General features: G+C 77.3%; 18 protein-coding genes. 3 read left to right on the forward strand and 15 right to left on the reverse strand.

The window, feature by feature from the left end; all coding sequences use genetic code 11:
* Positions 1–6 precede the first annotated feature (6 nt).
* From WJX68_RS01080 to WJX68_RS01090, 3 genes are read right to left on the reverse strand one after another with little or no spacing between them, the layout of a single operon-like run.
* Positions 7–657: a LutC/YkgG family protein gene (locus tag WJX68_RS01080; RefSeq protein WP_340285563.1), complete on the reverse strand. Its 651-nt coding sequence runs from the start codon at positions 655–657 to the stop codon at positions 7–9.
* Positions 654–2,156, reverse strand: coding sequence for a lactate utilization protein B (locus WJX68_RS01085; RefSeq protein ID WP_340285564.1), 1,503 nt, complete (start codon positions 2,154–2,156; stop codon positions 654–656). Before WJX68_RS01085 ends, WJX68_RS01080 begins: the two co-directional genes overlap by 4 nt.
* Positions 2,153–2,950, reverse strand: a complete 798-nt coding sequence (locus tag WJX68_RS01090) for a (Fe-S)-binding protein (protein ID WP_340285565.1) — start codon at positions 2,948–2,950, stop codon at positions 2,153–2,155. Before WJX68_RS01090 ends, WJX68_RS01085 begins: the two co-directional genes overlap by 4 nt.
* A gap of 88 nt (positions 2,951–3,038) precedes the next feature.
* Here WJX68_RS01090 and WJX68_RS01095 point away from each other — a divergent pair, with 88 nt between their 5' ends.
* Together WJX68_RS01095 and WJX68_RS01100 are read left to right on the forward strand one after the other, a co-directional pair.
* On the forward strand, positions 3,039–3,755 hold the full coding sequence (locus WJX68_RS01095) for a FadR/GntR family transcriptional regulator (protein ID WP_340285566.1): 717 nt from the start codon (positions 3,039–3,041) through the stop codon (positions 3,753–3,755).
* Between the two features lie 167 nt (positions 3,756–3,922).
* A complete protein-coding gene (locus WJX68_RS01100) occupies positions 3,923–4,573 on the forward strand; it encodes a maleylpyruvate isomerase family mycothiol-dependent enzyme (RefSeq protein ID WP_340285567.1) in 651 nt (216 codons plus the stop codon).
* Positions 4,574–4,615: 42 nt separating this feature from the next.
* Here the strand turns inward: WJX68_RS01100 and WJX68_RS01105 are convergent, their stop codons facing one another.
* From WJX68_RS01105 to WJX68_RS01130, 6 genes are read right to left on the reverse strand one after another with little or no spacing between them, the layout of a single operon-like run.
* Positions 4,616–5,125 (reverse strand): gamma carbonic anhydrase family protein, encoded by a 510-nt coding sequence (locus tag WJX68_RS01105; RefSeq protein ID WP_340285568.1) that lies wholly within the window; start codon positions 5,123–5,125, stop codon positions 4,616–4,618.
* A gap of 5 nt (positions 5,126–5,130) precedes the next feature.
* Positions 5,131–5,637, reverse strand: coding sequence for an O-acetyl-ADP-ribose deacetylase (locus tag WJX68_RS01110; RefSeq protein ID WP_340285569.1), 507 nt, complete (start codon positions 5,635–5,637; stop codon positions 5,131–5,133).
* Positions 5,634–6,404, reverse strand: coding sequence for a 5-formyltetrahydrofolate cyclo-ligase (locus tag WJX68_RS01115; protein WP_340285570.1), 771 nt, complete (start codon positions 6,402–6,404; stop codon positions 5,634–5,636). The genes WJX68_RS01110 and WJX68_RS01115 overlap by 4 nt, the downstream gene beginning before the upstream one ends.
* 10 nt (positions 6,405–6,414) lie before the next feature.
* A complete protein-coding gene (locus WJX68_RS01120) occupies positions 6,415–6,669 on the reverse strand; it encodes a DUF7218 family protein (RefSeq protein ID WP_340285571.1) in 255 nt (84 codons plus the stop codon).
* 9 nt (positions 6,670–6,678) lie between these two features.
* Positions 6,679–7,155 (reverse strand): NUDIX hydrolase, encoded by a 477-nt coding sequence (locus tag WJX68_RS01125; RefSeq protein ID WP_422785628.1) that lies wholly within the window; start codon positions 7,153–7,155, stop codon positions 6,679–6,681.
* Positions 7,156–7,171: 16 nt separating this feature from the next.
* Positions 7,172–7,747: a GNAT family N-acetyltransferase gene (locus tag WJX68_RS01130; RefSeq protein ID WP_340285573.1), complete on the reverse strand. Its 576-nt coding sequence runs from the start codon at positions 7,745–7,747 to the stop codon at positions 7,172–7,174.
* Between the two features lie 217 nt (positions 7,748–7,964).
* Between WJX68_RS01130 and WJX68_RS01135 the strand changes: the two genes are divergently transcribed.
* Positions 7,965–8,780 carry a DedA family protein gene (locus tag WJX68_RS01135; RefSeq protein WP_340285574.1) on the forward strand — a complete coding sequence of 272 codons (816 nt, stop codon included), beginning with the start codon at positions 7,965–7,967 and terminating at the stop codon, positions 8,778–8,780.
* Between the two features lie 46 nt (positions 8,781–8,826).
* Here the strand turns inward: WJX68_RS01135 and recD are convergent, their stop codons facing one another.
* The 6 genes from recD to WJX68_RS01165 all read right to left on the reverse strand — a co-directional run bounded on the left by recD (position 8,827) and on the right by WJX68_RS01165 (position 20,562).
* Entirely contained in the window at positions 8,827–10,890 is a 2,064-nt protein-coding gene (gene recD, locus WJX68_RS01140; protein ID WP_340285575.1) for an exodeoxyribonuclease V subunit alpha, read from the reverse strand.
* Entirely contained in the window at positions 10,887–14,357 is a 3,471-nt protein-coding gene (locus tag WJX68_RS01145) for a UvrD-helicase domain-containing protein (RefSeq protein ID WP_340285576.1), read from the reverse strand. Before WJX68_RS01145 ends, recD begins: the two co-directional genes overlap by 4 nt.
* The gene (gene recC / locus WJX68_RS01150) at positions 14,354–17,731 is read right to left on the reverse strand and encodes an exodeoxyribonuclease V subunit gamma (RefSeq protein WP_340285577.1); all 3,378 of its coding nucleotides are present in this window, start codon (positions 17,729–17,731) and stop codon (positions 14,354–14,356) included. Before recC ends, WJX68_RS01145 begins: the two co-directional genes overlap by 4 nt.
* A gap of 46 nt (positions 17,732–17,777) precedes the next feature.
* Entirely contained in the window at positions 17,778–19,190 is a 1,413-nt protein-coding gene (locus WJX68_RS01155) for an SDR family NAD(P)-dependent oxidoreductase (protein WP_340285579.1), read from the reverse strand.
* A 43-nt stretch (positions 19,191–19,233) separates the two neighbouring features.
* Positions 19,234–19,893 carry a biliverdin-producing heme oxygenase gene (locus tag WJX68_RS01160; RefSeq protein ID WP_340285581.1) on the reverse strand — a complete coding sequence of 220 codons (660 nt, stop codon included), beginning with the start codon at positions 19,891–19,893 and terminating at the stop codon, positions 19,234–19,236.
* 69 nt (positions 19,894–19,962) lie between these two features.
* Entirely contained in the window at positions 19,963–20,562 is a 600-nt protein-coding gene (locus WJX68_RS01165; RefSeq protein WP_340285582.1) for a TetR/AcrR family transcriptional regulator, read from the reverse strand.
* Between the last annotated feature and the right edge of the window lie 17 nt (positions 20,563–20,579).

Genomic DNA, 20,579 nt, shown 5'->3' on the forward strand with positions numbered 1-20,579 from the left:
GACGGGTCACTCCTCGACGATCACCACGTGCAGCGTCCGCGGCCCGTGCACGCCCTCGACGCGGTCCAGCTCGATGTCGCTGGTGGCACTCGGCCCGCTGATCCAGGTGTGCGGCCGCGCCGGGTCCAGCGTCGCCACCGCCTCGGCGACCCCCGGCACGACCTGGTCGGCTCGCACCACGCACACGTGCAGGTCCGGCACCAGGGTCGCGGCCCGCCGGCCCTGCCCGGGGCCGTGGTCCAGGATGATCGTGCCGGTCTCGGCGATGCCGGTCGCGGCCGTGGACAGCACCCCGTCGCAGCGGTCCAGCTCGGTGACCGGCACGTCCGGGCCGTCGGTGACGACCTCGACGTCGCCGGGGACCAGCTCGGCGGGGAAACCGACCGGGACCAGGATCCGCAGCGGCCCGGACCCCGCGAGCGGGGTGCGCCCGGCCAGCGCGCCCGCGACCCGCTCGGCCGCCGTCGCGGGGGTGGCCCGCTCGACGACGGCGCGGTAGTCCGCGACCCGCTCGTCGAACAGGTCCACGACCTGCCCGCGCGACGCCGACCGGTCCGGCACCGGGCGGACCACCTCGACGTCGAGCACCGGCTCGACGTCGGGGACGTCGGACAGGGCCCGCCGGGCCCGGCCCAGGATCGCCTCGCGCGCGCTCATCGCCCCGCCTCCCCGTTCCCGTTCCGGCCGCCGTCGGTGCGCTCCCACCACTCCCGGAACGACTCCGCCGCCGGGACGGGCACGTCGCGCGAGTCGGCCCACGGGCTCGCCGGGCCGGGCAGCGCGCCGAGCACGCTGCGCCCGCCGGGCGCGGTGCGGCCCAGCCGCGCGACCAGGCGCCCGCCCAGGCCCGCCGCCTTCTCCGCGGCACCGGTCCGCCTCGCCGAGGACAGCGTCCAGGACGCCGCGCGCATCGCCACGTCCTGGACCGAGGGGACCCGGCTCGCCGCCCGGTGCGCGTCGACGACCTCGGCGCGCAGGTGCACCAGCACCTCCGGGATGTCGATGCGCACCGGGCACACCTCGAAGCACGCCCCGCAGAGGCTGGAGGCGTAGGGCAGCGAGTCGGTCTGCGGGTCCGAGCCGACCCCGCGCAGCTGCGGGGTGAGGATCGCGCCGATCGGCCCGGGGTAGACCGAGCCGTAGGCGTGCCCGCCGGTGCGCTCGTAGACCGGGCACACGTTCAGGCACGCCGAGCAGCGGATGCAGCGCAGCGCCTGCCGGCCGGTCGGGTCGGCCAGCACGTCGGTGCGGCCGTTGTCCAGCAGCACCACGTGCACCTCCTGCGGCCCGTCTCCGGGGGTGACGCCCGTCCACGTCGAGGTGTAGGGGTTCATCCGCTCGCCGGTGGAGGAGCGCGGCAGCAGCTGCAGCATGACGTCGAGGTCCTGGAACGTCGGGAGCACCTTCTCGATGCCGACCACCGAGACCAGCACCTCGGGCAGCGTCAGGCACATCCGGCCGTTGCCCTCGGACTCGACGACGGTGAGCGTGCCGGTCTCGGCGACGGCGAAGTTCGCCCCCGACACCGCCACCTTCGCCCGCAGGAACTTCTCCCGCAGGTGCGCGCGCGCCGCCGCGGCCAGGCGCGCCGGCTCGTCGGTGAGGTCGTCCGGGGCCGCGCGCCCGGCGCGGCCCATCTCGCGCAGGAAGATCTCCCGGATCTCCGCGCGGTTGCGGTGGATCGCCGGGACGAGGATGTGGCTGGGCAGGTCGTCGCCCAGCTGCACGATCAGCTCGGCGAGGTCGGTCTCCCAGGCGTGGATGCCCGCGGCCTCCAGCGCGCCGTTGAGGTCGATCTCCTGCGTCGCCATCGACTTGACCTTGACGACCTCGTCGGTGCCGTGGCGCCGGGCGATGCCGACGACGATCGCGTTGGCCTCGGCCGCGTCGCGGGCCCAGTGCACCGTCGCCCCGGCCGCGGTCAGCGAGCGCTCCAGCTGCTCCAGGTAGTCGGGCAGGTGGCGCAGCACCCGGTTCTTGATCGCCTCGCCGGCCAGGCGCAGCTGCTCCCACTCGTCGACCTCGCCGACCACTCCGGCCCGCTTGGTGCGGATGACGCCGGTGGCGTGGGCGAGGTTGCGGCGCAGCTGGGAGTCCTCCAGCGCGGCGCGCGCCGCCGTCGGGAACGCCGGGGTGCCGAGGAACGTGCCGCTCATGCCGGCACCCCCGCGCTGCCCGCCGAGCGCGGGGTCGCGGCGCGCTCGTCGCGCGCCTCGATCACCGGCTCGGTCGAGGCCAGGACCTCGGCCAGGTGCATCACGCGCATGCCCGAGCGCTGCCGCGACAGCAGCCCGCCGACGTGCATCAGGCAGGAGTTGTCCCCGGCGACGAGCACCTCCGCGCCGGTCGAGCGGACCTGGCGGGCCTTGTCGTTGCCCATCGCGATCGAGGTCTCGGAGTTCTTCACCGCGAACGTGCCGCCGAACCCGCAGCACTCGGTGGCGCCCGGGAGGTCCAGCAGGGTCAGCCCGCGCACCGCGCGCAGCAGCCGGGTCGGGCGGTCGCCGACGCCCAGCATCCGCAGCGAGTGGCAGGTCGGGTGGTAGGTGACGCGGTGCGGGAAGTACGCGCCGACGTCGACGACACCGAGCACGTCGACGAGGTACTCGCTCAGCTCGTAGGTCGGCGGGGCGTTCTCCACCGCGCGTCGCAGGCCGGGGTCGCCCGAGCGCTGGGCGACCAGGCCGTGCTGGTGGCGCACCGACCCGGCGCACGACCCGGACGGCGCGAGGATCGCGTCGCAGCCGGCGAAGGCGTCGAGGTGGTTGCGCACCAGCGGGACGGCCTCGTCGAGGTAGCCGGTGTTGACCATGGGCTGGCCGCAGCAGGTCTGCGCGGCCGGGAACTCGACCTCGACCCCCAGGCGGCGCAGCAGGGACACGACCGCCCGGCCGGTGTCCGGGAACAGGGCGTCGTTGAGGCAGGTGACCATCAGGCCGACGCGTGGCATGGGGCCTCCGGTGGTGTGGTGGGGCGGAGGGGGTGTGGTCCGACCAAGGTAGCGGTATGGTCGGACCACACACAAGCAGGAGGCCGAGATGACCGGTGTGCGCGCTCCCGCCGCCTACGAGATGGTCCTCGCCCACGTCGAGGAGCGCCTGACGAGCGGGGAGTGGCGTCCCGGTGACCGGCTGCCGCCGGAGCGCGAGCTGGCCGCCCGGCTCGGTGCCTCCCGCCAGGCCGTGCGCGAGGCGCTGCGGGTGCTGCAGGCCCAGGGCGTGATCCGCTCCCAGGTCGGGACGGGCAGCGACTCCGGCACCGTCGTCGTCCCGGCGCCGGCGCGGGCGCTGGGGCGGGTGCTGCAGCTGCACCTGGCCGTCGACTCCTTCCCGGTCGACGACGTCACCGAGGCCCGCGTCATGCTCGAGCGCTTCTCCGCCGGACTCGCCGCCCGCCGCCGCTCGGCCGCGGACCTGCTGGGGATGGCGGCGGAGCTCGACGCGATGGACGCCGACCTCGACCCGGCCGCCTTCAGCGACGCCGACATCGCCTTCCACGTCGCGATCGCCGCGTCCGGCGGGAACAAGCTGGTGAGCGAGCTGACCCGGGCGATCCGCGAGTCGGTGCGCGGGGTGCTGCTCGGCGCCATGCACGAGGAACGGGACTGGCCGGCGCTGCGGGCACGGCTGCGGGCCGAGCACCGGGAGATCCACGCGGCGCTCGCGGCGGGGGAGGGCGTGCGCGCGGCCGACCGGATCGAGGCGCACATCCGCGCGTTCCACGGGCGGCGGCTCTCCCGGCCCGGCCCGGCCTGACCCGGACCGGCCGGCCGGCCGCACACCCGCTCCGGGGAACGCGCACCCCGATCCGGTGGGCGGCGCCGGGAGCGGTGCGCGTCCGGCGGGGTCCGGGGCCGTCGGGACCGCGGGCGGTCGTAGGCTCGCCGCCGTCGCGGGCCGGGCGGCCCGCCGGAGGGAGCCCCGTGACCGCGTCCGCCGTCCCCGACGAGACCGTGCTCGCCGTCTCCGCGCGGCACCGTCGCGCCCTGGCCGACCTGCTGGGGTCGCTGGATCAGGAGGCACTCGCCCACCCCAGCCTCTGCACCGAGTGGGACGTGCGCACCGTCGCCGGGCACGTCGCGTCGGTGCTGACGATGAACCTGGGGACGCTGGTCGTGGACATGGTGACCGCCCGCGGCAGCGCGGACCGGGCCATCGACCGGGCGGCCCGCCGGGTCGCGGCGCGCCCCGTGCCGGAGATCGCCGCGATCCTGCGCACGCACGCCGACAGCCGGTTCGCGATCCCCGGGGTCGGGCTGCGGGGCCCGATGACCGACGTCCTGGTGCACACCGCCGACATCGCGGTCCCGCTCGGGCTGCCCCACGACCCGGACCCCGCCGACGTCCGGATCGCGCTGGACTTCGTGGTCGCCGGGCGGCCGCGCGCGTTCACCACCCGCGGGCGGCTCGACGGCCTGCGTCTGGTCGCCGACGACGCCGGGTTCGCCCACGGCGAGGGAGCGCAGGTCCGCGGCCGGGGGATCGACGTGCTGGTCGCCGCCTGCGGGCGGCCCGCCGTGCTCGACCGTCTCGACGGCGACGGCGTCGCCGTCCTGCGCGAGCGGCTGGGCTGAGCCGGGCCGCCGCCGCCCGGCCGCGACCCCGGGGCGTGCGGGTCAGGCCGTGGCGTCGCGGTGCAGTCCCAGGAGGTGCACGTAGGCCGCGGCGGCGAGCGGGATCGAGTCGCGCTCGCCGTCGGTGAGCTCGCGGCGGACCTTGCCCGGCACCCCGGCGACCAGCGACCCGGGCGGCACGACGGTGCCCTGGGTGAGCACGGCGCCGGCGGCGATCAGCGAGCCCGCGCCGACGTGCACGCCGTTCATCAGCACCGCGCCCATGCCGACCAGCACGTCGTCCTCCACGGTGCAGCCGTGCACGACCGCACGGTGCCCGACGGTGACGCCGTCGCCGATCGTCGCGGGGAAGCCGGGGTCGGCGTGCAGGACGCTGCCGTCCTGGATGTTGGTGCGGGCGCCGATGGTGATCGGGGCGAAATCGGCCCGGATGACGCACGTGTACCAGATCCCGGACTCCGCGCCGATGCTCACCTGCCCGGCGAGGACGGCGCCGGGGGCGACCCAGGCGTCGTCGTGGACGGTGGGGGTGTGGCCGTCGATGCTGATCACGCGGGTCAGCCTAGGGCCGCGCGGAAGGCGTCGAGCACGTCGTCGGTGAACAGCACGAACCGGACCTCGGTGACCGAGGTGGGGGTGTCGCGCACGGTGGTCACCGCGATCCGCGCGGCGTCGGGCACCGGCCAGCCGTACACCCCGGCCGAGACGGCGGGGAACGCGACCGAGCGCGCGCCCAGCTCGTCGGCGACGCGCAGCGACTCGGCGTACGCGCTCGCCAGCAGGTGCGAGCGGTCCTCGCGGCGCGAGTGCACCGGCCCGACGGTGTGGATCACCCAGCGCGCGGGCAGGTCCCCGGCGGTCGTCGCGACGGCCCGGCCGGTCGGCAGCCCGTCGGGCCACTGCCGCTCGCGCAGCCGGCGGCACTCGGCCAGGACGGCGCGCCCGCCGCGGCGGTGGATCGCCCCGTCGACCCCGCCGCCGCCGAGCAGGCTGGAGTTGGCGGCGTTGACGATCGCGTCCACCCGGGCCTCGGTGATGTCGCCGCGCTCGCAGACGATGGTCATCGGTCCTCCCGCAGCCGTCCCAGCAGCGGGATGGCGTCGATCTTGTCCTGGGTGAGGGAGTCCCAGACGATGCCGCCGTCGGGGCGGTCGCGCCGGTGCTCCCGGCAGTCGAGGACCCGCTCGGGCGTGACGACGAGGTCGACCGGCGCGTCGTGCGACGCCCACGGGACGACGCCCGCGTCGCGCAGCTGCAGCTCGTGCACGGTGGTGACGACCGGTGTGTCGTCGGAGATCAGCCCGGCCGCACGGGCGAGGGCGAACTCGAGGTCGGCGAACCCGCCGCCCTTGCCGAGCCGGGCGCCGTCGGCACCGACGGCCACGCAGCCGGTGACGACGAGGTCGACCGGCTCCAGCTCCTCGACGGCGACCCGGCGCGCCGAGCGCGTCGCGTTGCGGATCGACACCGCGCGCCGCGGCGGGTCCGCGAGGTGGTCGGGGTCGAGCAGGAAGAACGGGTCGTCCTCGGCGAGGCGGGGCACGGCCATGTAGACGGTCTTGCCGTCCTCCAGTGCGTACTGCCGGACGGGCAGCTGTGCGGAGTCCGGGTTGGACTTGACGGTGCGGGCCGCACGCCACACGTCGAGCTCGCGCAGCCGGCGCGCCGCGGCCTCGGCGCCGACGAAGTTGGAGATGCGGTTGCGCGCGCCGGGGAACCGGGCCGCCCGCTGCTCGGTCAGCGCGGTCCAGACCTCCTCGCGCAGCTCCGCCTTGCGCGCCAGGGCCCGCGGGTCGCCCCCGGCGTCGTGGTCGTGTCGGCGGCTCGTCACCCCGGTCGCCTCAGTGCTCGCGCAGCGCCTCGATCAGCTCGTCCCTGGTCATGTCCGAGCGGCCCTCGATGCCGACCTTCTGCGCCTGCGCGTACAGCTCGTCCTTCGTCCGGTCCTCGTAGTCGCCCTGCTCGCCGCCGCGCCGCCCCACGGTGGAGCGGCCCTGCGCCGCCGCGGCGTTCGCGATGCGCGCGGACTTCTCCTTGGAGTTGCCCTCCTCGCGCAGCCGCTCGTACATCTCCTCGTCCTTGATGCTGCTCGCCATGGACCGGGACTACCCGCCGACCAGGGCCGCCAACCGGTCGAGCAGCGCGGCCTGCCCCTTCACGATCTTCTCCCGCGCGGTGGGCAGGTCGAACCAGGCGGCGCGGTCGATCTCGGGGAAGCGCACGGTGCGCCCCGAGCGCGGCGGCCACTCCAGCTCCACCCAGCTGCCGTCGTCGACCCGCTCGGCGACGGCGTCGGCGCCGGTGAAGCCGCTCCCGTCCAGCGCGAACGCGGTGACGGTCTTGCGGGACTGGCGCACCGTGCCCAGCTCGACCGGCTCGCCGTCGGGCGGCGGGACACCGATCTCCTCGGTGAACTCGCGGCGCGCGGCGTCGACCGGTGACTCCTCCGGCCCGTGCTCGCCCTTGGGCAGCGACCAGGCGTGGGCGTCCTTGCGGGCCCAGAACGGTCCGCCCATGTGGCCGAGCAGGACCTCGGGGCCGTTCTCGCCGGTCCGGTGCAGCAGCAGTCCGGCACTGGTCACGGGAGGCACGACGCCATCATGGCACCGGAGGCCGGTCGAGCCGGTAGACGTGGCACAGCGGCGGGTCGGCGGGGTTGTCCGGCGGCAGGTCGCCGCTGGCGACGCGGCGGAAGCCGGCCTTCTCCAGCGCCCGCCACGACGCCCGGTTGCCGGCGCTGACCGGCACGACGACGCACGTCGCGTCGGGGTGGCGCGCCCAGCCGCCGTCGACGGCGGCGGTGATCACGCGCGGCCCCAGCCCGCGTCCGGTCAGCTCGAGCGGGCCGATGAGGTAGTCGACGGTCAGCGCACCGGGCCCGACGGGGTGGATCGGGGCGATGAGGGCGGCCTCCTCGGGGTAGTCGCGCCAGCGGGCCCGCTGCACCAGCCCGACCGGCGTGCCCGCGAGCTCGACGACGAGGTCCTCGCCCGGCTCCTGCCCGCGCAGGCCGGCCCCGAAGTCGCGTTCGAGGGCCTCGTCGGTGGTGTCGTGGAACCACCAGCGGTGCACGTGCGGGGCGTCGAGCCAGCGCCGCAGCCGTGGCAGGTCGGCGCGGACCAGCGGGCGCAGGGTCACCGCCCCGGCCACGGGGTCGCGGGGCGCCGGGCTCATCCGCGCGACGGTAGCGGGAGCCGCCCGCGCCGCCCACGGGATTCGCGACGGCCCGGTCCTCCCCGCGGTGCCCACGGATTCGCGACGGTCCGGTCCTCCCCACGGACGAGCGGGCGCGCCCGGGCATCTCGTCCTCCTCGCCGATCCGGACCGGTCGCGCGGCGGCCTATCGTCGACGTGCCGGACGGCGAGGGCCGCGCGGCGAGGGGGGACGACGATGACGGGCGAGGACACCGCACCGCAGCCGGCGCGGCCGTCGGGCGACGCCGGGCCGCCGGCACCGACCGGCCGGCGCCGCTGGGGCCGGCGCGAGTACACGCCGGAGGAGATGGCGGCGGCGAAGAAGGCCTGGCGCGACGCGATGCCCTGGGACCACCCGATGTCGCGCGGGGACAAGGTCCTGGTCTTCTCCACGCTGGGCCTGCTGGCGTTCATGCTGGTCACGATGCCGCTGCGGCCGTTCCTGCTGGCCTCGCACCCGGTGGCGCTGGCGGCGGTGACCGGCAGCCTCTCGGCGGTCGGTGCCGGCGCCGCGTTCGCCCGCATCGGCGAGGCGCAGCTGTGGGTGGTCGTCGCGGCCGGGGTCTTCGGAATGATCAAGTTCGACTGGCTGTTCTGGCTGGCCGGACGGCGGTGGGGCGAGAAGATCGTCGCGCTCTGGGCGCCGGGGGACCTGGCGAAGCGGTTCGTCGGGCGGGTCCGGAGCTGGCCGCGGTGGGCCATGCCGATCGCGGTCGTCGCCGCGGCGCTGCCCGGCATCCCGGCCGCGGCGGTGTTCGCCGTCGCCGGGCTCGGGCGGATGCGCCTGGCGACCTTCCTGCTGTTCGACGCGGTCGGCGCCGCCCTGATCACCGGGCTGGTCGCCGGTCTCGGCTTCGGGCTCGGGCAGAGCGCGGTCGACGTCGTGCTCGCGGTCGACAAGTACGCGCTGTGGATCAGCCTGGCGCTGGTCGTGCTGGTGTCGGTGCGCGCGGGTCGCAAGGCGAACCGTGAGCAGGCGGCGGCCGGCGCCCCGGGCGGGCCGGCCGCCTGACCCGCCCGCCACGACCCGCCCGCCACGACCGGACGGGTCAGGACGGTCAGGACGGGTCGGTCACGGCCGCCCCGAGGCGTTCCCTCAGCCCGCTGGCGCGTCCCGCGGGGCGCGCGACCGCGGCCCGCACGGCGTCCTCGGTGCCGATGATCCGCACCGACTCCTTGGCCCGGGTCACCGCGGTGTAGAGCAGCTCGCGGGTCATCAGCGGCGAGTCGGCGGGCGGGAGCACGACGGTGATCCGCTTGAACTGGCTGCCCTGGCTGCGGTGCACCGTCATGGCGTGCACGGTCCCGACACCGCCCAGGCGGGCCGGTTCGAACGCGACGTGGCCGTTGTCGCGGGGGAACACCGCGCGCCGCCCGTCCCCGGTCCGGACGACGACGCCGGTGTCGCCGTTGAACAGGCCCAGGTCGTAGTCGTTGGTGGTGACCAGCAGCGGGCGGCCGGGGTACCAGGGCGCCTCGGCGGCGAACCCCGGGCGGGCGGCCTCCACCCACCGCTCGATCTCCGCCGTCCAGCGGGTCACGCCGTGCGGGCCGCGGCGGTGTGCGCAGAGCACGCGGTGGTCGTCGAGCACGCGCAGCGCGGCGCCGGCGTCGCCCGCGTCGGCGGCCCCGATGACGTCGACCGCGGCGCGGGTGACGTCCTGACGGAAGGTGTCGAGGCGGCGCGGCTCGATCTCGGCGGCGTCGCCCGCGACGAACGCCAGGTCCGCCGCGCCGGTGTGCAGCAGCGCGACCGCGGCGTCGCCGTCGCCGAGCTGCACGGCGCGCGCGAAGTCGGCGATCGCGCCGCCGAAGCGCCAGTTGCGTTCGAGCCGGACCACGCCGTTGCCGACGACGACGGGCTCGCCCGCGGCCGCCGGTCCGGCCGGGGCGCCCCCGGTCGGGGTGACGGGCCGCTCGGCGCGGAACGCCCCGCACGCGGCCAGCGCCTCCTGCAGCTCCGGCTCGGCGCGCCCGTCGGCGGCGGCGAGGTCGCCGAGCACCGCCCCGGCCTCGACCGAGGCGAGCTGCTCCGGGTCGCCGACCAGCACCAGCCGCGCGTCCGGGCGGACCGCCTCGAGCAGGCGGGCCATCATCGTCAGCGACACCATCGACGTCTCGTCGACGACCACGACGTCGTGCGGGAGCCGGTTGCCGCGGTGGTGGCGGAACCGGCCCGACGTGCCGCGCGACCCGAGCAGCCGGTGCAGCGTCGACGCGGTCACCCCCGACACCGCGGCCCGGTCGCCGGCGGGCAGCCGGCCGTGGGCCTCGGCGACGGACTGGGTCAGCCGGGCCGCGGCCTTGCCGGTCGGGGCGGCCAGCGCCACCCGCAGGCCCGGCGCGCCGGCCGGGTGGTCGGCGCGGTGCAGGTCGTGCAGGACGGCGAGCAGCGCCGCCACCGTCGTCGTCTTGCCGGTGCCGGGCCCGCCGGCGATCACCGCGACCGGGCGCAGCGCGGCGACCGCGGCGGCCAGGCGCTGCCGCTCGGCGCCCGGCTCGCCGAGCAGCCGGTCCAGCGCCGCGCACAGCCGGCCGGGGTCGACGGCGGTGACCGGCCCGGAGCGCGCGGTGAACTCGCGCCGGACCAGCTCCTCCTCCTGCCAGTAGCGCTCCAGGTAGAGCAGGTCGCCGAGCAGCCGCAACGGGCGCCCCGGCGGGGCGTGCTCGCCGACGGCGACCAGCGGGCTGGCCGCGCACGCGTCGCGCCAGGCGGCGGGTGCGGGCCACGGCAGGACCGAGACGTCGACCGCGACCTCGCCCTCGCCGGACGTCGTCGCGGCGGCGGTCGCGAGATCGACGCACACCGAGCCGTTGCGGATCGCCCGGACCGCGAGCGCCGCGGCGAGGACGACCTCCTCGGGCTCGGCGCCGTCCGGGCCGGCCGGGGCGGCGCCACCGGGCGCGCCGGTCGGGTCGCCCCGGCCGCCGAGCGCGGCGAGCCTGCGGGCCACGTGCACGTCGCCGGGGGCGAGGACCTCCGCCTCGTTGAACGCGGCGAGCACCCCGGTCGCGGTGCGTGCCGCCCGCGGACCGTACGGGTCCCGCTCGGCGTCGGCGGCGGCCGGGCCGGGCCGGGTGCCCGGCGCCCTCCGCGCCGCGCCGGTGCTCGTCGTGCTCACGGGGCGCCTCCGTCCAGCAGGTCCGACAGCTCCTCGACCAGCGCCGCGGGCGGACGCCAGGCGAACACCCCGCACGGCGCGGCCAGCGGGCCGGTCCCGGTGACGGGCGTGGCGGGCCCGCACATGCCGCGCAGGAACAGGTAGCCGACCCCGCCCAGGTGGGTCCCGGGGTCGTAGCCGGGCAGCCGCCAGCGCAGGAAGCGGTGCAGCGCGACGGCGTAGAGCAGCGCCTGCAACGGGTAGTGCGCGTCGGTCATCGCGGCGACCAGGCGGTCCGCGGTGTAGTGCGCGGCGGTCAGTGGGTCCCGCCCGGACGGCCCGACCGGGCCGAGCCAGTTGGTCTTGTAGTCCACGACCAGGAACCGGTCGGTCCCGTCCCCGCCCCGCACGCGCAGCACCGAGTCGATGCTGCCGGTCAGGTAGCCGCGCAGCGGCTGACCGGCCAGGTCGGGGGAGTCGAGCAGGTCGGCGTAGCCGTGCAGCGGGTCGCCCGGCCCGAGGTGGCGGCGCACCGCGGCGGCGAGCCCGGCCAGCGTGAGCCGCCCGGACGGGGAGTCCCCGCCGCACAGCGGCAGCTCGAAGTCGAGCTCGGAGAGCCGGTCGCGGGGCGCGACGTCGGCGAGCGCCAGCCCGGACGCGACGGGGCCGAGCGGGGTGCGCAGCACCGGGACCAGGGCGTCGGCGAGCGCGTCCGGGTCGAGGTCGGCGGGCTGGTGGCGCAGCTCCTCGGTCACGTGTGCGACCACCTCGGCGCGCAGCGCGTCGTCGCCGCGGGCGGCGACGGTGGTGTCGAGGTGCTCCAGGACGGCGTGCACCAGCGTGCCGAACCCGGTGCCCGAGGGCAGGTCCGCCATCGGGGAGCCGAACGCGGCCGGGTCGGTCCCGTCGCCGGCCGGGGCGGGCGCGACGGCCGGGAGCGGCCCGGCGGGCTCGTCGACGATCCCCTCGGCCTCGGGCTCGCTCAGCACGCCCGGGGCCGGCGGCTCGGGCTCGGCGTCGGGCAGCAGGTGCGGGTGGTGCGCGGCGTGCGCCGCCGCGGTCAGCGCGGTGTAGGAGGTGCGCCGCCACGCGGTGTCCAGGGTGCGGGTGAACCGCGCGACGTCGAGCCGGTCGCCGGGCTCGCGCGGTGCCCGCTCGGCCGGGTCGCGGTCGTGCAGGGTCTCCACCGACGCCCCGCACGGCCCGAGCCGCGTGCGCAGCACGTCCAGCGCGTTCGCGTCGCCCGGCACCTTCACCGACGGTTCGGGCTGGGTGCCGGGGCCGCCCCGCCCGAACAGGATCCGGTGCAGCGACGAGGCCGCCGTCGTCGTGCCGGGGACCCACCAGGCGACGACCTGGCTGCAGGCCCGTGTCATCGCGACGTAGAGCAGCCGCAGGTCCTCCCCGGCCTCCTCCGCCTGGTGCAGCGCGATCCGCCGCGCCCGGTCCGGCCCGGTCGACCCGCCGACGTCGAGCAGCCGCCGCGCACCGGCCTCGCCGGGCGGGGTGTCGTGGTAGAGCAGCGTCTCCGGGGTCTCGTCGACCCACCGGTCCCAGGCGAAGGGCAGGTAGACCACGGGGAACTCGAGACCCTTGGAGCGGTGCACGGTCACGATCTGCACCGCGTCGGCGTCGGACTCGAGGCGGCGGCTCCGCTCGGCGGTGGTGTCGCGGGCGGCCTCCCCGATCCGGTGGCGCAGCCACTCGGTCAGCGCGGTCGGCCCGAGGTGGCGCTCCAGCGCGGCCGAGTGCAGCACCTGCCCCACGTGGCGCAGGTCGGTGAGGTCGCGCTCGCCGTCCGGGCGGCGCAGCAGCCGCTCGGCGGGGGCATAGCGGGCGAACACCGCCTCCTGCAGCGCGGCGACCCCCCGCTCGGCCAGCACCTGGTGCCAGGCCCGCAGGTCGGCGCCGAGCTGGTCGACCAGGCGCTCGGCGTCGGCGCCGCAGAGATCGGCGACCGAGTGACCGACGAATCGGGTCAGCGCCGCGGAACGCAGCCGCAGTGAGCGCTGCGGCTGCTCCACGGCCTCCAGCAGGGTCAGCCACTCCGCGGCGACGGGTGTGCCGAACACGCTGCTCGACCCGGTCAGCACGGCCGGGACCCCGGCCCCGGCGCAGGCGTCGCGCACCAGCACCCCCTGGGCGTTGGTGCGGACCAGCACGGCGACCTGCCCGGGGCGCAGCGCCGCGCCCTCGAAGGTCGCGCTGCCGTCGAGCAGCCGGGACAGGTCGACGGCGACGTCGCGGGCCACGACCGCGCGCGCTCCCTTGGCCCGGGCCAGGCCGCGTCCGGTGAGGTCGAGCCGGTCGCGGTCCACCACCCGCAGCCGCAGCGGCGCGTCGTGGTGCGCACTGAGCCGCCGGCCGGTGTGGTGGGCCCGCACCGGGTGCACGACGATGTCGCGCTCGCCGAGCGCGGACTCGCCGAACACGCCCTCGAGCGCGGTCAGCAGCGCCGCGTCGCTGCGCCGGTTGGTGTCCAGGGTGCGCCGGCCCGCCGCGGCGTCGGCGGCCTTCAGGTAGCTGTGCACGTCGGCGCCGCGGAACGCGTAGATGGCCTGCTTCGGGTCGCCGATCAGGACCAGCGTGGTGCCGGGGGCCTCGTGGAAGGCCAGCGACAGGATCTCCCACTGCAGCGGGTCGGTGTCCTGGAACTCGTCGACCAGGACGACGGAGAACCGCGACCGCAGCCGCTCCCGGGCCGCCGGGCCGCGCACCGGGTCGCGCAGCGCGGCGGCGAGGCGGGTCAGCATGTCGTCGTAGCTGTAGATGCGGGCCCGGCGCTTGCGGGCGTCGACCTCGCGGCGCACCGCCGCGGCGAACCCGTGACGGGTCGCGGCCGGGGTGGTGGGGTCCGCGTCGCGGGGTTCCAGCTCGGCCTGCGGGTCGGCGACCGCGCGCCGGGCCAGGGCCAGCGCCGCGGTCCGGTCGAAGGCCGGGCGGCCCGCGTTCGGGGCGGCGTACTTGCGCACGTAGAAGTCGTCGACGACCTCGGTCACGACGTCGTCGACGTGGTCGACGAACTCCGCGTCCGGGTCGTTGTCCCCGGCGACGCCGAGCCCGGCCAGCATCTGCATGCAGAACTGGTGGGTGGTCGCGATCGTCGCCGCGTCGAACGAGGCGGACGCGGCGGCCAGCCGGGCGCGGCGCCGCTCCAGCTCGGCCGGCTCGGCGGCGGCCAGGTGCGCGACGACCGGGTCGGCCTCCGGCGGCGGGGGCGCGGCCCCGGCCGCGACCGCCGCGAGCGCCCGCTCGGTGTCGACGAGCCGCTCCCGGACCCGCTCGCGCAGCTCCTGGGTGGCGTCGCGACCGAAGGTCACCAGCATCAGCCGGTCCAGCTCGGCGACGCCCTCGGCGACGTAGCGGGTCGCGAGCGCGGCGATCGTGTACGTCTTGCCGGTGCCGGCGCTCGCCTCCAGCACGACGGTGCCGGTCGGCAGCGGGCCGTCGACGGCGAAGGTCGGGGCGGAGAGCAGTCCGGTGCTCACGGTGCGTCCTGCCTCTCGTGGTCGAGCAGCGGGGCCCACAGGCGCACGGCCAGCTCCCCGAAGCGGGTGGGTTCGGCGCCGGACCCGGGCTCGGGCGTGACGATCAGCGGCCCCCCGGAGCCACCCCGGACGAAGACGTGCGGGGCCTCGGTGTGCTCGAAGCGCGACCACTCGCTCTCGGCCGCGGCGTGCGCGTTGGGCGGGGCGACCCCGCGGGCGCGGTTGCGGGCGTAGACCGCCCCCGCGTCGGTGGGCAGCGGCAGCGGCGCGCGCAGGCCCTCGCGGCGCAGCGCGACGAGGTCGGCCAGCACGCGGCGGGCCGTCGCCGGCTCGACGGGGCCGAGCACCGAGCGGGCCGCGCCGCCGGGCCCGCGGCCCACCGTCACCGCCGTCCAGGGCCGGTCCGGGTGCGCCGCGGTGAGCGCGAGCAGCTGCACCCACGCCCGCAGCCGGTGCTTGGCCTTGAGCCGCGAGTACTCCACCCGCACGACGACGTCGCCGTGCAGCCCCGGCACCGTCCCCGCGACGGTGGCGCCGTCCTGCGCGGTGCCCGTGAGCTGCGCGAGCAGGTCCTGCGAGGTCGCCTCGCCCGTCGCGACCGTCGCCGCGACCGCGACCAGCGGCTCCACCTGCCCGCCCACCTCGGTGAGCACGCGGTGCCCGATCCCGCCGGGCGGCAGGTCCCCGCGCAGCGTCTCGGCCCGCGCGACCGCCTGCGGGGCGGCCCCGGCGAGCCGGTCGGCGAGCAGCCGGTCGCCGATCTTCCAGGTGGCGAGCCCGTCGAGCTCGACGGGCAGCGCGTCGTCGGGCTCGGCGTTCTCCTCCGGCGCCAGCACGCGCACGCGCTGGCGCAGGAACGCCCGCACCGGGTGCTCGACGAAGGCGACCAGCTCGTCGAGCTCGACCACGCCGTCGGCCGGGTCGTCGGGCGGGGGCAGCGGCGCGCCGCCGAACAGCGCGGTGGCCGCCCGCGGCCCGGCCGCGGCCTCGGCGCCGCGCAGGGCGGCGCGGTCGAAGCTGAACGGCCCGGACGCGAGCAGCCCGCCGCGGCGGAAGTTGCGCCGGTCGAACGGCTGCAGCGGGTGGCGGGCCCGCAGCATCTGCGAGGCCCGCTCCGGTGTCCCGGTCCGCACGCAGGCGTCGATCGCGTCGCACAGCTCGCCGATCGGCACCGACGGCGGGCGCTCGGCGCCGGTGCGCTCGTCGGCACCGGAGGACACGACGACGAGGTGCTCGGTGGCCGAGCACAGTGCGTCGAGCAGCAGCTGGCGGTCCTCGCCGCGCGGGTCGCGCTCCCCGACGACGGGGTCGCGGGCCAGGACGTCGTCGCCGTCGGCGGCGCCGGCCCGGGGGAAGACGCCGTCGTCGCAGCCGAGCAGGCACACGACCTTGTGCGGCACCGCCCGCATCGGCACCAGGGTGGCGACGGTGAGGGTGCCGGTGCGGAAGTTCGCGCGGCTGGGTCGCCCGCGCAGCCGCTCGGCGAGCAGGCCGCGCACGTCGGGCAGGTCCAGGTCGACGCCGGTGGCCTGCGGGCCCGCCGAGTCGACGACGTCGGCCAGCTCCGCGCGCGCCTGACCGGCCTGCCAGGCGTCGGCCGGAGCGGTGTCGGTCAGCGCCTCCAGCCCCTCGGTCAGGGCCGCGACCCAGCGGGTGAGCGGCTGCGGGCCGCGCAGCGCCTGCAGCACCGTGCCGAGCCGGTCGAGGATCTCGGCGAGCCGGCCGACCAGGTCGACGTCGGAGGAGTCGACCTCGTCGAGCGGCAGCGCCGTGCCGAGCCAGGCCGGCGCGCCCGGGGTCTCGGCCATCGCGACGCCGACCAGGAGCCGGTCCAGCCCGGCCCGCCAGGTGTTCTGCCCGATGCCGTCGAGCCGGTAGGGGGCGCGGTGCGCGGCGTCGAGCCCCCACCGGACCCCGGCCGCGGCGACCAGCTCGGACAGCCGCTCCAGCGCGTCGTCGTCGAGGCGGAAGCGGCGGCGGACCGGGGCGGAGGCGACCAGGTCGAGCACCTGCGAGGCGCTGACCCGCGACCCGGCCAGCTCCAGCAGCGTGGACACCGTGCCGAGCAGCGGGTTGGCCTGGCGCAGGGCGCGGTCGGCGAGCCGGACCCGCAGCAGGTGGCCGGGGTGCAGCTCCTCGCGCGACGGACCGGCCCCGGCGTCGGTGCCCGCATCGGGCGCGAGCCCGAACGAGGCGGTGATCAGCGGGGCGAACACCTCGATGTCCGGGCACATGACCACGATGTCGCGCGGCTCCAGCCCCGGGTCGGCGGCCAGCAGCCCGAGCAGCACCTCGCGCAGCACCTCCACCTGCCGGTCCGGACCGTGGCACGAGTGGAGCACCACGCTGCGGTCGGCCGGGTCGAGCAGCGGCCGCTCCCCGGGCGGCGGCGGGGCGGTGTCGTCGCGCAGGGACTCCTGCAGGCGCCGCAGCAGGGACGGCTCGCCGGCGGGCGGCGCGGGCGCCGGGTGGTGGGTGTCGCGCACCCCGGGCCCCGCGGCGGGCAGCCGCAGGGCGAGCTCGCGGGTGTCGCGGCCCAGCGAGCGCAGCAGCGGGTGCCGCACGGCCCCGGCGCTGGTGTCGGCGGCCCGGGCCGGTGGCGCCGCGGTGCGGCCCTCCCGCACCGCGGACCACATCGCGGGCGAGGGGTGGGGCAGCCACAGGTGCACCGCGCGGTGCGCGGCCAGCGCCTCCAGCACGGCGAGGTGCTCGGCGGCCAGCCGGGTCGGGCCGAACAGCGACAGGCGCGCGCCGACCTCGTGCCCCGGGTCGGCGCCGGCCCGCAGCGCCGCCACGGCCCCGGCGAGGCGTTCCGCGGGCCCCGGGACCCCGAGCGCGGCGCGCAGCCGCCGCCACAGCTCCGGCTGCCAGGTCAGGTCGGGGGGCACGTCGTCGTGCCCGGCGTGCCAGCGCTCCAGCAGGCCGGGCCGGTGGGTGGCGTAGGTGGCGAACAGCCCGGCCAGGGTGCGGGCCAGCGCGTAGCGGCGGCCCTGCCCGCCGCGCTCCAGGTGCGCGGCGAGCGCGGCGAACCGGTCCTCGCCCGAGGCGACCGCCTCGTCGACCAGCTCCAGCACCGGCCACACCGAGCGCCCGGGCGCCCACGGGTCGGTCGCGGCGTCGGTACCGGTCACGTGCGCGACGACCCCGCCCAGCAGCGCCGCCGGGGCGGGGAACCGGACGTTCGCGCAGACGCCGCCGGTGCCGCCGCCCGCGCCGAGCCGGTGCGAGAGCCGCTGGGCCAGCCAGCGCTCGACGCCCCGTTCGGGCACCGCGACGATCTCGGGCGCGAACGGGTCGCCCGCCCCGTCCGCGAGCACCCCGGCGAGGGCCTCGACGAGGGTGTCGGCGCGTTCGGCGCGGTGGATCTCGAGCACGGACCGCACGGTAGCGGCGCCCCCCGACAGGATCGGGGCGGCCCCACTACCAGGAGGACACGCGGTAGTCCTTGAGGAACACCCCGTGCAGGTCCTGCCCGGACTCCCCGGCGACGATCGGGTGGTAGACGCGGGCGGCGCCGTCGGACAGGTCCAGCGGCGCGTGGAAGCCCTCGTCGGCCAGGCGCAGCTTCGTCGGGTGCGGTCGCTCGTCGGTGATCCAGCCGGTGTCCACCGAGGTCATGAGGATGCGGTCGGTCGCGAACATCTCCCCGGCGCTGGTGCGGGTGAGCATGTTCAGCGCGGCCTTGGCCATGTTGGTGTGCGGGTGCCCCGGCGCCTTGTAGCCGCGGCCGAACACCCCCTCCATCGCCGAGACGTTCACGACGTACTTGTTGCGCGACGGCGACGCGGCCATCGCCGCCCGCAGCCGCGAGACCAGCACGAACGGTGCGGTCTGGTTGCAGAGCTGCACCTCGAGGAGCTCGAGCGGGTCGACGTGCTGGACGTGGTCGACCCAGCTGTTGACCGCGGCGGTGTCGGGCAGCAGCCCGCCGGCGTCGACGAGCGCCCCGCCGGTGGCGCGGCCGGGCGCCGCGGGGGCGGTGGTCGCCAGCGCCGCCAGCTCCCGCCCGCCGGGCAGCGACAGCACGGCCGGGTGCTCGCGCGCGGCGGTGCAGAACTCGACGATCTCGGGCAGGTCCCCGGGGGGCAGCGCCTCGGCCTCGGCCGCCTCCAGCGCGGCGTAGGAGCCGGGGGAGCGGCGGACGGTCTGGGCGGCGTTGTTGACCAGCACGTCCAGCGGGCCCGCGGCGGCGACCTCGTCGGCGAGCGCGACGACCTGGGTGGGGTCGCGCAGGTCGACCCCGACGACGCGGAGCCGGTGCAGCCAGTCGGCGGCGTCGTCGAGGGCGGCGAAGCGGCGGGCCGCGTCGCGCGGGAAGCGGGTGGTGACCGTGAGGTGCGCGCCGTCGCGCAGCAGCCGCAGCGCGATGTACATCCCGATCTTCGCGCGGCCGCCGGTGAGCAGGGCGCGGCGCCCGGTGAGGTCGGTGCGGGCGCCGCGGTGCGCGTGGTGCTCGGCGGCGCAGTCCGGGCAGAGCTGGTGGTAGAAGGCGTCGACCGTGGTGTAGCGGGTCTTGCAGACGTAGCAGCCGCGGGCACGGTGCAGCGTCCCCGCGCTCGCGCCGGGGGCGGAGGAGACCAGCGGGATCCCGGCCGTCTCGTCGTCGATGCGCCCGGTCGCGCCGGTCGCGGTCGCCGCGGTCACCGCGGCGTCGGACGCCTTCTCCGCCTGCCGCTTCTCCGCCCGGCGGCGCAGCCGCACCGACTTCCAGATCCGGGCGGTGGCCCGGCGGACGGCGACGGCGTCGGGGTGCTCGGGCGGCAGCCCGTCGACGGCGGCCAGCACCCGCAGGGCGACGGCGAGCTCGTCCGGGTCGATGCCGGGGCTGGACATCGAGGGTGCGCTCCTGGGATCGGCCGGTCGGGTCGGCCCCAGTCTAGGAGGCGATCCTGGGGGCGGTGCCGACCTCCTCGGCCATCTCCTCGAACACCGCGATGTTCAGCTCGAACGCGAGCACCGCCTCGGCCAGCAGCCGCTCGCGCTGCGGCGCGGTCAGCGGGGCGGTGTCGAGCAGCGCGCGGTAGCGGGTGCGGAACCGCGACGGGCTGCCCAGCGCGGAGAAGTCGTAGAACAGCCGCCCGGGGCCGTCGAGGCCGTAGGTGCGCTGCAGCATCCTCCCGATGACCTGGCCGCCGGCGAGGTCGCCCAGGTAGCGGGTGTAGTGGTGGGCGATCCAGCGGGCGGGGTCGGCGGCGCAGCCGCGCAGGCGCTCCGCGTAGGCCGCGGTCGCGGGCAGGATCCGGGGGACGCCGCCGCCCAGCGCGTCGAGGTCGGCGTGCAGGGCGGGGACCCGGCGCAGCTCGTCGATGACGAACGGCCCGGCGAGGGGGTCGGCGGCCAGCGCGTCGCCGGTGGCCTCGAGCGCGGTGTAGATCGCGACGTACTGCTCGGCGAGCAGGGTGTAGGCGGGCAGCGGGAGCGCGCCGTCGGTCAGGGCGGCCATGTAGGACGAGCCGTGTGCGCGCTCGTGGACGGCCTGGACGGCCTGGCGCAGGTCGGCGGACAGCGTGCCGGTGACGGGGGTCGCGGAGCCCATCGGCCCTCCTCGTGATCTGACACCGTGTCAGATCACGATGCTAGGGCCCCGCCGCGGGTAAGGCTAGCCTCAGTCGTGCGCAACCGTCGAGACCGCGCGCAGCACGGCGGCGACGGCGGTCTCGACGGCGGCGTCGAGCCGGTCGGGGGCGACGTCGACGACGCGGCGGCTCGACAGCGCCGCGGTGACGACCGCGGCCAGCACGGCCGGGTCGTCGTCGACCATCGAGCCCGCCCGCGCGCCCTCGCGCAGGATCGCGACGAGCCGGTCGCCGATGGGGTCGGCGTGTGCCGCGATCCGCCGGTACGCGGCGGGGTCCAGCGCCCCGGCGAGGGCCTGCCCGGGCGGCAGGTGGAACTCGGCGAGGCGGCGCAGCTGCATCCGGGCGAAGACGGCGAGCTTCTCCCGGGCACCGGACGCGCCGGCGGTCGCGGCGTCGAGCCCGGCGACGTAGCGCTCGGCCTCGTGCTCGACGAAGGCGACCAGCAGGGCCTGCCGGTCGGGGAAGTGGTTGTAGAGCGCGCTGCGCCCCACGCCCGCGGCGGCGGCCACGCCGGACAGGGTCACCGCGTCGAAGCCGCGGTCGTAGAGCTGGGCGCGCAGGGCGTCGAAGACCCGCGTGCGCACCTGTTCCCGGTGCGTGGCGAGCGAGCCCAGGACCTTCGGCACGCGGGCCAGTGTAGGCC

Source organism: Pseudonocardia spirodelae (genome assembly GCF_037727765.1).
In the GTDB taxonomy this organism is placed as follows: domain Bacteria; phylum Actinomycetota; class Actinomycetes; order Mycobacteriales; family Pseudonocardiaceae; genus Pseudonocardia; species Pseudonocardia spirodelae.